This window comes from Dokdonia sinensis, assembly GCF_003688895.1.
GTDB lineage: Bacteria > Bacteroidota > Bacteroidia > Flavobacteriales > Flavobacteriaceae > Dokdonia > Dokdonia sinensis.
In genome coordinates this window covers 108,248-123,390 of the sequence record NZ_REFV01000011.1, presented here as the reverse complement: position 1 = coordinate 123,390, position 15,143 = coordinate 108,248, and the positions used below count along the sequence as shown (strand labels likewise).

16 protein-coding genes are annotated in these 15,143 nt (G+C 32.7%); 15 read left to right on the top strand and 1 reads right to left on the bottom strand.

What is annotated here, in order from left to right; translation table 11 throughout:
* Position 1: 1 nt before the first annotated feature.
* From EAX61_RS11890 to EAX61_RS11845, 10 genes are read left to right on the top strand one after another with little or no spacing between them, the layout of a single operon-like run.
* Positions 2–1,222 carry an ABC transporter ATP-binding protein gene (locus EAX61_RS11890; protein ID WP_121917920.1) on the top strand — a complete coding sequence of 407 codons (1,221 nt, stop codon included), beginning with the start codon at positions 2–4 and terminating at the stop codon, positions 1,220–1,222.
* Positions 1,219–2,301 carry a DegT/DnrJ/EryC1/StrS family aminotransferase gene (locus tag EAX61_RS11885; RefSeq protein ID WP_121917919.1) on the top strand — a complete coding sequence of 361 codons (1,083 nt, stop codon included), beginning with the start codon at positions 1,219–1,221 and terminating at the stop codon, positions 2,299–2,301. Before EAX61_RS11890 ends, EAX61_RS11885 begins: the two co-directional genes overlap by 4 nt.
* Positions 2,294–3,055 (top strand): hypothetical protein, encoded by a 762-nt coding sequence (locus EAX61_RS11880; protein ID WP_121917918.1) that lies wholly within the window; start codon positions 2,294–2,296, stop codon positions 3,053–3,055. The genes EAX61_RS11885 and EAX61_RS11880 overlap by 8 nt, the downstream gene beginning before the upstream one ends.
* Positions 3,045–3,974: a DoxX family membrane protein gene (locus tag EAX61_RS11875; RefSeq protein WP_121917917.1), complete on the top strand. Its 930-nt coding sequence runs from the start codon at positions 3,045–3,047 to the stop codon at positions 3,972–3,974. Before EAX61_RS11880 ends, EAX61_RS11875 begins: the two co-directional genes overlap by 11 nt.
* A gap of 1 nt (position 3,975) precedes the next feature.
* On the top strand, positions 3,976–4,497 hold the full coding sequence (locus EAX61_RS11870) for a GNAT family N-acetyltransferase (RefSeq protein WP_161555226.1): 522 nt from the start codon (positions 3,976–3,978) through the stop codon (positions 4,495–4,497).
* On the top strand, positions 4,490–5,173 hold the full coding sequence (locus EAX61_RS11865) for a class I SAM-dependent methyltransferase (protein ID WP_121917915.1): 684 nt from the start codon (positions 4,490–4,492) through the stop codon (positions 5,171–5,173). Before EAX61_RS11870 ends, EAX61_RS11865 begins: the two co-directional genes overlap by 8 nt.
* A 4-nt stretch (positions 5,174–5,177) precedes the next feature.
* The gene (locus EAX61_RS11860; protein ID WP_121917914.1) at positions 5,178–6,182 is read left to right on the top strand and encodes an ATP-grasp domain-containing protein; all 1,005 of its coding nucleotides are present in this window, start codon (positions 5,178–5,180) and stop codon (positions 6,180–6,182) included.
* Complete coding sequence (locus EAX61_RS11855) at positions 6,179–7,039, top strand: glycosyltransferase family 2 protein (RefSeq protein WP_121917913.1); 861 nt, start codon at positions 6,179–6,181, stop codon at positions 7,037–7,039. The genes EAX61_RS11860 and EAX61_RS11855 overlap by 4 nt, the downstream gene beginning before the upstream one ends.
* Positions 7,039–7,884 (top strand): glycosyltransferase family 2 protein, encoded by an 846-nt coding sequence (locus tag EAX61_RS11850; protein ID WP_121917912.1) that lies wholly within the window; start codon positions 7,039–7,041, stop codon positions 7,882–7,884. Before EAX61_RS11855 ends, EAX61_RS11850 begins: the two co-directional genes overlap by 1 nt.
* Positions 7,885–7,890: 6 nt before the next feature.
* Complete coding sequence (locus EAX61_RS11845; protein ID WP_121917911.1) at positions 7,891–8,763, top strand: glycosyltransferase; 873 nt, start codon at positions 7,891–7,893, stop codon at positions 8,761–8,763.
* A gap of 91 nt (positions 8,764–8,854) precedes the next feature.
* Here the strand turns inward: EAX61_RS11845 and EAX61_RS11840 are convergent, their stop codons facing one another.
* Positions 8,855–9,637, bottom strand: coding sequence for an FkbM family methyltransferase (locus tag EAX61_RS11840; RefSeq protein ID WP_161555225.1), 783 nt, complete (start codon positions 9,635–9,637; stop codon positions 8,855–8,857).
* Between the two features lie 142 nt (positions 9,638–9,779).
* Between EAX61_RS11840 and EAX61_RS11835 the strand changes: the two genes are divergently transcribed.
* The 5 genes from EAX61_RS11835 to wecB all read left to right on the top strand — a co-directional run bounded on the left by EAX61_RS11835 (position 9,780) and on the right by wecB (position 14,994).
* Entirely contained in the window at positions 9,780–10,628 is an 849-nt protein-coding gene (locus EAX61_RS11835; protein ID WP_121917909.1) for a glycosyltransferase family 2 protein, read from the top strand.
* A 74-nt stretch (positions 10,629–10,702) separates the two neighbouring features.
* Entirely contained in the window at positions 10,703–11,551 is an 849-nt protein-coding gene (locus EAX61_RS11830) for a glycosyltransferase family 2 protein (protein ID WP_121917908.1), read from the top strand.
* A 1-nt stretch (position 11,552) separates the two neighbouring features.
* On the top strand, positions 11,553–12,485 hold the full coding sequence (locus EAX61_RS11825) for a glycosyltransferase family 2 protein (RefSeq protein WP_121917907.1): 933 nt from the start codon (positions 11,553–11,555) through the stop codon (positions 12,483–12,485).
* 129 nt (positions 12,486–12,614) lie between these two features.
* Positions 12,615–13,679, top strand: a complete 1,065-nt coding sequence (locus tag EAX61_RS11820) for a glycosyltransferase family 2 protein (protein WP_121917906.1) — start codon at positions 12,615–12,617, stop codon at positions 13,677–13,679.
* Positions 13,680–13,878: 199 nt separating this feature from the next.
* Entirely contained in the window at positions 13,879–14,994 is a 1,116-nt protein-coding gene (gene wecB, locus EAX61_RS11815; protein ID WP_121917905.1) for a non-hydrolyzing UDP-N-acetylglucosamine 2-epimerase, read from the top strand.
* Positions 14,995–15,143 lie beyond the last annotated feature (149 nt).

The window sequence follows — 15,143 nt, the reverse complement described above, 5'->3', positions numbered from 1 at the left end:
TATGGATAGAGAGGTATTAGTCAAAGTAGAGGGGCTTTCAAAAAAGTTTTCTAAAAGTCTTAAGAAGAGTTTGAAGTATGGCGTTTATGATCTCTTAGGTAATCTAAGAGGGAAGAAGTCTAGTGATGAGTTAAGGCCTGATGAATTTTACGCCTTGCAGGACATCAACTTTGAGGTGAGACGTGGGGAATGTTTGGGTCTTATTGGACATAATGGTGCTGGTAAAAGTACGTTGCTTAAAATCCTTAATGGGTTGATTAACCCAGATCATGGTAAGGTAACGATGAGAGGTAGAGTTGGGGCTCTTATAGAGCTAGGAGCAGGCTTTAATCCTATTATGACAGGAAGAGAAAATATTTATAATAACGGTGCAGTATTAGGGTTTTCAAAAGAAGAGATCGATCGTAAGGTAGAAAGTATAATTGATTTTGCAGAAATAAGAGAGTTTATAGATATGCCCGTACAGAATTACAGTTCTGGTATGAAAGTACGCTTGGGATTTTCTGTGGCCGCACAAATGGAGCCGGATATATTATTGATAGATGAGGTTTTGGCGGTAGGAGATTTAGGCTTTGTACTCAAATGTTTTAAGCAGATTGATACGATATTACCTAACACAGCCCTGGTTTTTGTTTCTCATAGTATGCCGATGGTTTCTAGGATTGCCACACAAATTTTAATGCTGGATTCAGGTAAAACAAAGTTTATCGGAAGTCAAGTTTCTCAAGGAATAGATTTGTATTATGAGCGATTTCAGACAGGCAATGAAAGTAATATCGTTTTTGATGATGGTCAAATCGCACTCGATTCTGTAACTTTATTGAATGTAGAAAATTCGTTAACTGATTTGCCAAAATTAAATTGGAATAGTGATTTCATTATAAAAATAAAATTTAATACCAGTTCTGACAATATTAATTTTCAATTTACGCTTATTATTTCTGATAAGGAACAGAGGCCTGTTGCTTCATTCCTTCGAAATAGTTCGACACAACAATTATTAATTAAAAAAAATAAATTAGAACTTACGCTAAGGCATAAAAATCTGCAACTCTCTAAAGGTATCTATTCGATTAGCATAGCTGTACGAGATATTAAAACTAAGCAGCCTATCTATCGCTCAAACAGTTGCTTTAATTTTCAAATAATTAATACAGATCAAGTTTGGGAGCCAATGTTACTCAATGCTGAATATATCGTTGATAATTCTTCTACAATATGAACGTAACAAAAACTTTTTTACCACCACAAAATGAATATAATAACATTTTGAAAAGAGCTTGGGATAATGGTTGGCTTACTAACAGAGGTGAGTTAGTTTTAGAGTTAGAACAGAAATTGAAAAGTTTTTTGGGTGTTGAACACATTATAGCAGTTGCTAATGGTACGTTACCGATCCAAATTGCTTTAAATTTTTTAGGTAATCGGGGAGAGATCATTACTACACCTTTTAGTTATGTCGCCACTACTTCAAGTATCGTTTGGGAGAATTGCAAGCCAGTTTTTGTTGATATTCATCCAGATTATCTGACTATTGATGAACAGAAAATTGAAGACGCAATTACTGAAAATACCACAGCGATTTTAGCAACTCATGTTTTTGGAAACCCGTGTGCAACAGATGCTATCCAAAAAATAGCTGAGAAGCACCACTTGAAAGTGATTTACGATGCTGCGCACGCTTTCGGAGTTACTTACAGAGGCATCTCATTATTAAGCTACGGAGATATAAGCACGTGTAGCTTTCACGCTACGAAAATTTTCCATACAGGAGAAGGCGGTTGTATCACAACTAATAATACAGATATGCGGGATGTGTTACTGCAAAAGTGCAATTTCGGACACATCACGTCAGAGACTTTTAATCACGTAGGAATTAACGCAAAAATGTCGGAGTTGAGTGCGGCAATGGGATTGGCAGTTTTCCCATATTTTAATGTGATTCTAGCTCAAAGGAAAAGAGTTGTTGAATTTTATGATGAGCTCCTCGATTTTTCTAAAATAAAAAAAGTCAAATTAAGGGACAATACCGAATGGAATTATAGCTATTATCCTTTAATTTTTAATACAGAGTCACAACTTTTGAAATCAATTAAGGAATTAAAAAGAAATAATATTTATCCCAGACGTTATTTTTTTCCTTCCCTAAATACATTACCTTATGTAGATAATGTAGCGTGTCCTACTAGCGAGGATGTATCTAATCGAGTTCTTTGCTTGCCGTTATATGTAGGATTAGAAAATAATGCAATAATTACTATTTCGAATATTATAAATAAAATTATTCAAAATAATGAATAGCAAATATAAAATTCTGGATAAATTCAAGTACCTCGCAGATTTGATATACGCTTTATTGATTTTTTTTATCTTATCAAACTTAATCAAAACTAATACTTTACCTAGTTTTTTTGAAGGTTCGTTTAAAATAAAGTTGTTCTATTCCCTTCACTTTTTAGCATTGGTCTTAATTAGTTTTTTACTTTCAAAAAGCCTTAAAAAAAGGGATAGTATTATTAGAAAAATCTACTCGAAGAGTAAAAAATTAAATATACCAAATAATGTTAAGTTAATTATAATCATTGTATTTGTAGGGAACTTTATCTGTGTCTTATTAGGTAAAACTGTTTATCCTTTTTCAAATGTTGGGATGTTCAGCAATAGATCTTACTTTGATAGTGATTCTAAAAGCAAGATAATCTATAGATTAAAATATTACTATTTTGAAGAAAACAAGCCAAAGATTTTAGATGTAAGAAAGGAGGGCTTCTATTTTTTGTCAGATAAATTAGGATTGGGATACACTCACGAATACACGTTTTCAACAACTTTTCATAATAAAGGAAAAAAAGAGAATTTTGATTATTTACTTAATTCTCTCGTCGACGCGCAAATTGATACTCTTTGGGTTGGAGTTCAAAGTGTAAATTTTGAAACTAGAAAAGTTACATTTAATCCAGATATATGTGATGCGATAACTTTGAATACTGATGAACGATATTACGGTAAAGTTTATATACCGAACTATCAAATACAAAAGTGTTATGAGCTATAGTGTTTTTGAAAATAATATTTTAAATAGAATAAATTTTGCAGGCTCTGGAAATCAGTTGGCTATTTTTAGAATCCTACTTGGACTTCAAATATTTTACTCGTCAAATAGTAAACTAATCGATTTATTACAAGTAGCAGGTGGAACTTCAGAAACAGTAACAATTTTCCCATCTTTTTTAGATACACTTATTGCTTCAACCCTAGTAGATTATCTTCAAATAATTGTTCCAGTCCTAAGTGTTTTGTTAATATTAGGATTTTTAACACGATTTGTGGCTCCTTTATTATTTATTTCTTTTTTGTTTTTATTTGATTTTTGGTACATCAACTTTGATGCTCCAGTTCCGTGGTTGTATATATGGTTTCCTTTACTAATAATTTGCTTTAGCAAAAGCTCTGATAATATATCACTAGATGCTTTAGTTTTTGGAAAGACATTACAAACTCAAAATATTCAATATAATTCGTATAGATGGCCTATTGAATTAGTTTCTGCATGGTTTGTATATATTTATTTTTCTGCGGGTTTAGCTAAAATTTTCCCGGTAACGACTTTAATAGAATGGATGCAAGGAGGCACAAGTCAGAATATTTTATACGAACGTTTTCTAGACAGTTTTTTGCACTATACATTTAATGAGCCATTTTTTGATTATTCTTCTAACAATTATATTTTTTCCATTCTTTCCATTCTTTCAATAATAGTTGAACTGTCAGTTATCATAATTCTTTTTACAAATAGATATAATAAGATTATTATATTTTTAATATTGAGTATGCATTTTTTCTTGTTTTTGACAGGCGTTCCCGGATTTATGCAACTAGCACTAATCTTGGGTATTTGCCTTATAAATCCTAAACTATTCAATGATTATCCTCAAACAAGAAATAATAAAACAAAAACGGCTAAAATATTCTGATATGAAGGGTGATAAAGTTTACTTAAGAATACTTGAAAAAACAGACATTCATTTGACACAAAAGTGGATAAATGATTCAGTAATTAGCGAAATTATGGGCTATCTGCCGGTGCTGTCTTTTGAAAATCAGCTAGAATGGTATGATTCTATAAAAAATGATAAGACGAGATATGTTTTCGCGATTTGTCGAATCGACAACGATAAGCATATTGGAAATGTAGGCTTGGGAAATATTGACTATATCAATAGGCATTGTATGTTCAATATATTTATCGCTACAAACGATAATAGATCTGGCGGAATGGGCTCGGAATCAACAAGACTGATTTTAAATTTCGCCTTTGAAAGATTGAATTTGAATAAGGTATTTTTGCAAACTTCAGAACGATTTCTACAAGCAAATAAGATGTATTTGAAGCTTGGATTTCAAATAGACGGTGTTTTAAGAGAGCACTATTATTCGAATAGGAGTTATGAAAATAAACTAGTTTATTCAATTTTGAAAAGAGAATTTTATGGATAATAATCCAACCAGAACAAAACAAGAAAAAATTTATAGAAAGCTTTATCAGAGTTTTAAAGGCACTCCTATGGCCGTAAGCTCAGAATCTATTGAGCATAAAAAATTAAGGTTTCTTAATGTTTGTGGAATTTTCAAAGAAGAAAATCATATAACCGTACACGAGATAGGTATGGGTATGGCAGATCTTCAGCAATTTATTCTAGATAACTATCCGGATAAAGAAATAATATATAGTGGGTCAGAAATTCTTAAAGAATATGTCAAGGAATCCAGAAACAGATTTCCCTCACTTAATTTTTTTCATAGGGATATTGCGGAGTCAAGTTTCAATGATACTTACGATTTTGTGGTACTTAGTGGGGTTTTTCATCAAAGAGGGGAAAGCTCAATTAGAGAATGGGAAAGTTTTTCCCAGAATTTATTAAAAAACGCATTTGATATGTGTACAAAAGGTATTGCATTTAATTTTGTTTCTCCTTTTGTGGACTATTACCAAACACAGTCCTATTATGCCAACTTACCAAAAATATTAAACTTCATTAATGACGAACTAAGTAGATTTTTTGAAATAAAGCATAACTATGCTTTATTTGAATTTACTGTGTATGTTTATAAAGAATCGTATATAAAATCCCTTCATCCGCAGACTGAGTTTACTAAATACTTCAAAGTATAACAAAATGAATATACTTTTAACTAGTGCTGGAAGAAGAAGTTATTTGGTTAAATACTTTAAAGAGGCTATTGAACCTTTAGCTGGAAAACTACACGTGTCCAATTCGACTGAACTATGTTCGTCCTTTAAATTTGCAGATCATACTTTAGTCTCTCCTCAAATATACGATAAAGAATATATTCAAGTAATATTATCATATTGCAGAAAGCATAAAATTACTCTTGTTATTCCTCTATTTGATATCGATTTACTCGTCTTATCTAGAAATAAAAGGGTTTTTTTAAAAAATGGAATTACGGTACTTGTTTCGAATGCTCAAATTATTGAGTTATGTAACGATAAGTGGTTAACATATAATTTTTTAACAAAGAATGGCTTTGATACTCCTAAAAGTTATATAGAAATATCGCTTCTTAAAAGTGATTTAGATAGAAATCTAATTCATTACCCTCTCATCCTTAAACCAAGATGGGGAATGGGGTCTATAGGTGTTTATAGAGCCGACAATATGGAAGAATTATTATTTTTTAATAAATACATTCAGAAACAAATAAACGAATGTTACTTAAAATATGAGTCTAGTTTAACTCCAGATAACAGAGTAATTTTTCAAAAAATGATTGCTGGTGAAGAGTATGGACTGGACATTATTAACGATTTAAATACTAATTATTCAGGAACCTTTGTAAAGCGAAAAATTGCCATGCGTTCTGGAGAAACAGATATTTCAGAACTGATAACAAACCATAGAGAACTGGAGGAAATAGGAAAAGCTATCTCTGCTAAACTCAAACATATTGGAAATTTAGATGTTGATATTTTAGTAGAAGACAATAAATTTAAGGTGTTAGAATTTAATGCTCGATTTGGTGGAGGCTATCCCTTTACACATGCAGCTGGGGTAAATTTGCCTAAAGCTATTATAGATTGGCTCCAAAAAAATCAGACGGACCATTTAAAAATCAAAACGGCAAATAGGATACAATTCAAATCTATAGAAATTATATGACGTCTATACCAAAAGTTTCAATAGTTTGTGCGACCTACAATCAGCAAAAGTATATTTCTCAAGCTATAGATAGCTTTTTAATGCAAGAATGTAATTTTGATTTTGAAATTATAATTCACGACGATTGTTCCACAGATGGAACTTCGCAAATTATAAGAGATTACGAAAAAAAATATCCTCAATTAATAAAACCAATCTATCAGGAAGAAAACATATATTCTCAAGGTAAAAAACCGTGGGTTTTTTGTCTAAAAAAAGCAAAGGGTAATTATATTGCCCTTTCAGATGGTGATGATTATTGGACAGACCCATTAAAACTTCAAAAGCAGGTGGATTTTTTAGACGTAAACGAAGATTTTAATATCTGTTTCCACCGAGCTAATTTATTAAGAAATTCTAATGACCTGAGTCTTCATCCAATACCTGATATTTCTAGTAATGGAGAGTATATCTATAAAGATTTATTAGAATATTATAATTTTATTACAACAGCAAGTGTAGTTACAAGAAAGCCTGATATAATTAAATTTTCTACTTGGTTTAATAAACTTCCTTTTGGCGATATGGGATTATATTTAATATGTGCAGAAGGGAAAAAAATAAAATGCTTAGATGATGTAATGAGCGTTTATCGAATTCATAATGAGGGATTATGGTCAAAACTAGATAAGTTTAAAGAAAAAGAAAACTACTTAAGTTTTTATAAAATAGTTTCACCTTACCTAAATGATCCTGAAAAAATAATCGTTCGCATAAAAATTAAAGAAGTTTTAAGTAGTCTTGCCAAGATGAGATATCCGACTAGTCCAATTTTAAAAAGACTCTATTATTTACACCGTCGTTTTAATATCAAATAATGAATCCTGAACTAAGTATAATTATCCCCTGTTATAATTCAGAAAAAACTCTAGAGAAAACTTTAGCGTCTGTTTTGAATCAAAATTTTCAAAATTGGGAAGCAATTATTGTAAATGACGGCTCTACTGATAATACGGAAGCTACTGCTAATGCTTGGGTAGCAAAAGATAAACGTTTTAAGTATTTCTCAAAACCTAATGAAGGTTTAGGTAAGACGCGAAATTTTGGCATTTCGAAAGCTGTTGGGAATTATATTTTACCATTAGATTCAGATAATTTAGTAATTAAAGAGTTTGGACAAGAGGCGATAGATTTACTAAATTCCAATAGTAAAATAGGAGTAGTTCACGGAAATGCCGAATATTTTGGGGAAAAGAGTGGTGTCTGGGGGATTAGTGAATTTAATCTTGACAGGATGTTGATAAGCAATTTTATCGATGCTTGTGCCATTTACAGAAAAGAATTGTGGGAAAAAGTAGGTGGTTACGATGAAAGAATGCCCTATCAAGGTCACGAAGATTGGGAATTTTGGATTGCTCTCGGTGTGAGAAATATAAAATTTCACCATTTACATCAAATTACGTTCAAATATTTTGTTTCTAGTAATTCGATGATTAGAACATTTACTGACGAAATGTTAGTAGCAAATCGAGATTACATCGTAAAGAAGTATAGTAAAGTATATCATCGTAAATTGGCAGAAAAACTAAACGATATTGCTCATAGTAAGAAGCAACTCGATGTAATGCAAGAGGGATTTGAAAGTAAACTCAAGAGTGAGAAGTTTTTAATAAATAACCTTACTAAAAGGCTTTTTGGCTTTACACTTTTCACTATAAAATAATTTCACATGGATCCTTTAGTTTCTATTTGCATTCCTACATACAATGGAGCGCTTTATCTCGAGGAAGCACTAACTTCCGTTAAAAATCAAACTTACAAAAATATTGAAGTGGTCATTAGTGATGATCAAAGTAGCGACTGTACGATGGAGATATTAGAACGCTTTCGCGAAAGCGTATCCTTTCCTGTTTATATATATAGTCACGAGCCTCTTGGAATTGGAGCAAACTGGAATAATACTGTTGAAAAGGCGAATGGAAAGTATATTAAATTTCTCTTTCAGGATGACGTTTTGCGCTCAGATTGTACAGAAAAAATGGTTCGCCTTGCATTAAGTGATACAAACATAGCTATGGTGTATTGCAAACGTCACTTTATTTATGATACAGCAAATCCAAGGGATGTGGATTGGGTAGAAAAATACAAATCATTGCACACTCATTGGCATAATATTAGAATCGAACCTAATCAGGTATATAAGGGAAGAGAACTTTTAAAGAATAAAAACCTCTTAGGAGTACCTGTTAATAAAATAGGTGAGCCACCAGCTACGTTACTTAAAAGAGATATTATGCTTCGTACAGGTCCTTTTAATACTGAGCTTAAACAAGCATTGGATATCGAATATTGGTATAGGCTAATGAATTACGGAGATATTGCTTTCATAGATGAAACATTAATATCTTTTCGAGTACACGAGGAACAAGCAAGTGCTGTTAATTTAAGAAATGCGGTGAATGATATTTTCGATCTGGAAAAATCTTTGGGAAAGCATATTTTTTGGCATTTACATCCTTACAATCAAAAAGTCATTCTTTATAGACATTATTTTTTAGGTAAGTTGTGGAAAAAACTGAAACGATCTCTTCGTATTAAATGATCCTCTTCACCTTTCCTAGAGGATAAAAATTATAGACTTATCAAATAAAAATTGAAAATTGATCAGAAAGTTAATTCTACAGCTTTAGGTTTCAGGAGTCGTACCATCTTTTAGGTAAATCGAGAGGGGGTGCCATAGTGTTTTGAGCATCCAGTGCATGTGGAAATTCTTTACTCAATGTTTTTGTAGTTACTCTATCCTTTCTTAAAAAGGTAAATTCTAAAAGTCTCGGGATTGTTATATTATTTAGGGTAAGTGCGCCACCAACATTGTTGGGGTGGATATGAACACAATAGTGGGTCTCGAGTATTCTATATAGAGGGGTGCTTATGTGCTCAAATGCAACAGTGTCCCATAAGTGGTCTAACCCGTGAGCTTCGATCACAATAATTCTAAACCGCTTTAAATTTTCAGCACTAATATTTGTTAGAGCAGCATATTCTGCACCTTCTATGTCCATTTGCAATAACAGGTCAGCATCTTTATCAACTTTTGAGTCACTGATCCACTTGTCCATAGTAATGAATCGGTCATTATTTAAGACTCCAATGTGCTTTTTAATAAAAGAAAACTTTTCTGGCTCTAGATTAATAGTAGGGAAGTCTACAGAGGCATCTGCCATAAAGATTTTCATATTTTTGCCCAAACAATCCTGTTCAAATTCAGAAACGCGATCTACTCCTGGTGAGAAGCATGCTGCTATATTTTCTAAATCATCTGGAACAAGATATCCTCCGTCGCCAGAAGCTCCTAGTCTTATAAGTGCTTGGTTTGTGGTATAGGGGCGAAAGTCTTTAATAAAATCAGAAACTACGTGAGTAGGCGTGACTGCGCTCAAATAAAAGTTATGAGGGTGCATACACTTTTTAATCATCTTTTTAATAAACTTTCGTATCATCGCACTCGTGGGTTTCTAATGATTTTTTACTTTTTAAAGGTACGTTAATTTGACTTTCATCCGCATAATGAATTACTTTGTCCCAATATAGGTAGTTTAGTAACCCAAAAGTAAAAAAATGCTCATATCCATCATTACAGTAAATTATAACGATGTCCGTGGTCTTATCAAAACACTAGAAAGTGTACAGTGTCAGGATTTTGACGACTATGAACATATAGTCATAGACGGAGGCTCTACCGATGGGAGTAAGGAACTTCTCGAAACCTCACAAGGTAAATTTTTAAATTGGGTAAGCGAGCCGGACAACGGTATTTATGATGCCATGAATAAGGGAATCGAAAGAGCTACGGGTGAATATATTCTTTTTATAAATAGCGGAGATACGCTCTTTAATGCGGGAGCCTTGTCTCAAGTTTGTAAATCATTACAGACGGGTACTGCTATTGTATACGGTAATTTACGGATAGTGAAAGAGGATGGATATAGTTTTACAAATACCTATCCGGGATGCGTAGATTTCTCATTTTTTAAGAGAACTTCTCTAGGGCACGGTGCAACTTTTATAAAGAGATCACTTTTTGAAACTTACGGAAACTATAGAACTGATTTAAAAATTGTTTCTGACTGGGCATTTTTTATAAAAGTATTATGTGAAGCAAAGGTGTCGCAAGCTAAAGTGGATATGGTAATTTCTACTTTTTATGAAGGTGGAGTCTCTACGACACCTGAAAACACGGAGCTTCATAAAGCAGAGCGTAAGCAGGTGCTCAAAGAACATTTTGACTTGTATGATGAGACCTTTGATAATGTCTTAGAAAAGCAAATGAAGATAGATAGTGTCTGGTCACAGGTAAATGACAAATTAAATATCGTTGTAACAAACGCTTTTTTTCTAAAAATCCTCAATGCCGTTATCGCTTTTCTTGGTTGGATTTTGGAAAGAAAACGACAGTGGTTTAATTAGAATTTACATTTAAATTGTAATAAGTAAATGGACTTACTTTTTTTCTTCGGCCTTTTAATTTCCTACATTCGTATATGACTGTTTCCGCTATCATTCCTTGTTACAATGCAGAGGCTACTATCACTAGGGCTGTAGAAAGTGTGCTCCAGCAAACTGCTGAAATTGGAGAGATAATCGTCGTAAATGATGGTTCTACAGATGGTTCGCTAGCAGTTCTTCAAAAATTAAAACACACTCACAGGGAACTTGTCATCATAGATCAAAAAAATGCTGGAGTTTCAAGTGCACGTAATACAGCAATCGCAATGGCTAAGGGTGCGTTTATTCTCGTGTTAGATGCAGACGATTATTTTGAACCTACGTTTGTGGAGAAGGCTCTTAAAAAATTTCAAGACAACGATTCTTATGGTGCTGTGATGTGTGGCTACGTAAGAGTAGTGAATGATAAAAAAATATTACCATATATACCTGTAGCCATCACACTACAATCGTGTTTACTGCATAATGGTGCACTTTCTTGTTTGATATTTAAGAAGGAGGCAATCGTAAAAGCGGGTGGTTATGATACTTCTTTTAAGAAGGGATATGAAGATTGGGATCTTAATATTAGAATACTTAAGAATGGGTATCACTATGGAATCGTAAATGAAATCCTTTTCAACTACACGGACACCTTAGATTCTAGAACATACACTGCAAATGAAAATGACCTGGCTCTCAAGTTAAAAATTTATGAAAAATATGAATCTGATTACCGAGAGCACGGTAAATATATTTATGAACAATTACATAGGAAATGTAACATATTACTTAAGGATAAGCAGAAAATAGTGGATACCACTTCTTTCAAGTTAGGGCACAGCATAACCTCTATCGTAAGCAGAATAATAACGCCCGTTAAAAACTTGATATCAAAACGTTAATATGATTTCAATAATTATAGCCACTTATAATCGAGCAAACTATATCGCCGAAACCTTAACCGCGATCCAAAATCAAACGTACGGAGACTTTGAGTGTATTGTGGTGGACGATGGATCTACAGATCATACAGAAGAGATTGTTCAAGAGTTTGAAAAAACTGACGCGCGCTTTAGGTATATTGTTCGTCCTGATTCTGTTCCAAAAGGTGCAAATTACTCTAGAAATTATGGCTATACTTTTGCTAGAGGGTCATATATTAAGTTTTTTGATAGCGATGATGTGATGCTTCCTCATCATTTAGAGGTCAGCTTAAAGCATATGAAGGAGGGAGATTATGATTTTGTAGTAGGTGATTGTATTAATTTCAATGAGGATGAATTTCTTGAGCGTCCATACGAAATAGACCGAGAAACAGCAGTTTTATCGGCTATGAATTTTGCACAATTTAAAACGGCGTGGATAACAAATGATTTATTGGTTTCTAGAGAATATGCAGATCAAATATCATTCGTAGGTGGCATTAGAGATCAGGCTACAGAATATCAATATAACATCAAACTTTTACTCCTTACCGAAAATGGTTATCTCATCAATGAAATACTCACGCACCGAAGGATACACGATGGAGGAGTGGTTGAGATGGCAAAAAAAGATATGAATGTGTTTAAGATTACTGCAGCTGATAATTACCTTGTTACTGCAGATTATTTTAAAAAAACTGGTTCAGTAGAGATGATTAGATGGTTATTGTCTAGCCAGGTAATACTTAATTTTGAACTTGCAAGGGGAAAGGTGATACCTAAAAAGATATGGAAAACAACTTCGCTTCTTACGACATTTTTTGGCGCGAAAGGTCTGCTGTACCCATTGGCACTTGCAGTAACGTTTATGACGGGTAAAGGTTATTTTTTAATGAAGTATATTCGATCTTAAACATTATGTTTTGTTTATTAGTGATGTACTCAAAGTCCATTTCAAATGGAGAATCCTTAGACTTATCTATAAATTGTAATTGAAAGGCATAAAAGAAAATGGTAATTAATGCGTTCAATATAAGCGTTTTTGACAGTTAATAAGAATAAGCATACAATTGAATTTTATAACAACAAAGTGAATACTTTTCCTTTAATTTCTATCATATTGCCCGTTTTTAACGGTGAAGAATATTTGTCTCAGGCTATTGATAGTTGTTTGAATCAATCTTTCAAAAATTGGGAACTTGTTATTGTTAATGATTGCTCAACAGATCAAAGTCTTAAAATTGCAAAATATTATCAGACCATAGATAAGAGAATAAAAATTGTTGAAAACGAGACAAATAAGAAGCTTCCATATAGTTTGAATGCTGGTTTTGAAGTTGCTCATGGTGAATATATTACCTGGACAAGTGATGACAACCTTTTGAAGCCTAATTTTTTAGAGACTTTGTTAAATAAATTGATTCAAACAAAGGCTGATTTCGTTTTTTCTAATTATGATATTGTAGATCACGACGGTGACCATATAAAAAAACAACCTGTAGGAATAGTAGAAGAGTTACTTTTTCAAAATGTAATAGGTCCAAGTTTTTTAGGCAGAGCAAGTCTATTTAAGAAAAACACTTATGATATTGATTTGTTTAGAATAGAAGATTATGCATTTTGGTTAACTAACCTTCCGTTTATTAGACAATATAGAGTTGAAGAAAATTTATATAAATACAGAGTACACGGATCTTCTTTAACTACTGAGATAAGTGCATCTGGAGGTTTTAGACGTGATTTGATTGAACGTATGTTTACGAAGCTTCAGATTAATTTCGGATATGATGAAATAACCAAACGATTTTTAGTCTTAAATCATTTGAACAAGAAGGAGGCCTCTGTGTATCTTTTTGAAAATCAAAAAATTCTAATAGCGAGTATAGTTAAAATCCATCAAAACTATTTTCAGTTTGGTGCGGATACTACTTTTAATGCTCATATCAAACATTATGAAAAGCTTTTAGATCTTTTAGCCACCATCAAATCGCTAAAGGTGAGCTTCAACATTGTGAAGGGGTATAAACTTAGTGGTCAAACTCTCATTTGGTTATTAATATATACACTCAAAAGAATCAAAAGGTTAGTTGTTAAAATTTATAAATAGGTGTTTTGATCTAACATTAGGTATTTATAAGTCAACACCTTTGTCAGAGTTGAATATCATATTCGCTACCTGAGTTGGATTTGATAGGAAAAAAGTAGGCATAACATTAGAGGTTGGTTAGTAAAATCTATATTTTAAGAATCTCAGTAAAATAAAAATTATAGAATTAATTAGAACCAAACCTCGATAGACTTATTTTATGAAAAAGCTACTTGTTGTTATAGGTACTAGACCAGAGGCCATAAAAATGGCGCCTTTGATCAAAGGATTTAAAACACGATCAGATTTATTTAATACTCATGTTTGCTTGACCGGTCAGCATAGACAAATGCTAGATCAAGTAATGGATTTCTTTGATTTAACCTCAGATAGCGACCTAGATCTCATGCAACCTAATCAGAGCTTGGCAGCCTTATCCAGTAGATTAATGGATGGGGTCTCTGCTATTATTGATGATTTTGATCCGGATTATGTATTTGTGCATGGCGATACAACTACTGCAATGATGGCGGCGCTCGCAGCTTTCTATGCTCAAAAGGAAATTGTACACATCGAAGCAGGATTGCGCACACATAATATTTATTCTCCTTTTCCAGAAGAAGCAAACCGTCAAATTATTTCTAGGCTTGCTTCATTACATATGGCACCTACAAAACAATCACTGCAAGAATTACTAAATGAAAAGGTAGATAAGCAATCCATTTCCGTAACTGGTAATACAGTCATAGATGCCCTGTTTCTAGGCTTAAAAATCGTTAAGGACTCACCATCGCAAAGACTACTCGATTTTAAGAAATCAATTGGTAATTTGAAAGTTATTCTTGTGACCAGTCACCGAAGAGAAAATCAAGGCGCTGGCATCCTTGAAATATGCAAAGCACTAATAGTAATCGCAAAAGAATTTCCAGACTTTACTATTATATTTCCAGTTCATTTAAACCCTAGAATTCTCAAACCAGTACGCCAAAAGTTAGAAGGAATTGACAATATAAAATTACTAGCGCCACTAGATTATGAGTTGTTTATCTGGATGATGCAGCGTAGTTTCCTAATTATCACAGATAGTGGTGGAATTCAAGAAGAAGCACCATCGCTCAACAAACCTGTCATCGTAATGCGAGAATTTACAGAAAGGCAGGAAGCTGTAGAAAGTGGAGCGGTTTTATTAGTAGGTAATGATAAAGATCGAATTGTTGAAGCAGTACGCAAGCTCATTACTAATAAAAGTCATTATGATAAAATGGCAAATGCTTTAAATCCTTATGGAAATGGAAAAGCAGTTGCTCAAATTATAGATATAATCAGTTCTCAATAAAAGTGATTTAAAACCAATAGTTCTTTCCCACTTTTATATCATTTAATCAAATTGAGAAAAATAGTTATAATTCATAAATACAGTAAAGATTACAGATTAGGATTACTTCTGTTAAAACCACTTAGATTTGTAAAAAGTCTATCGAAATA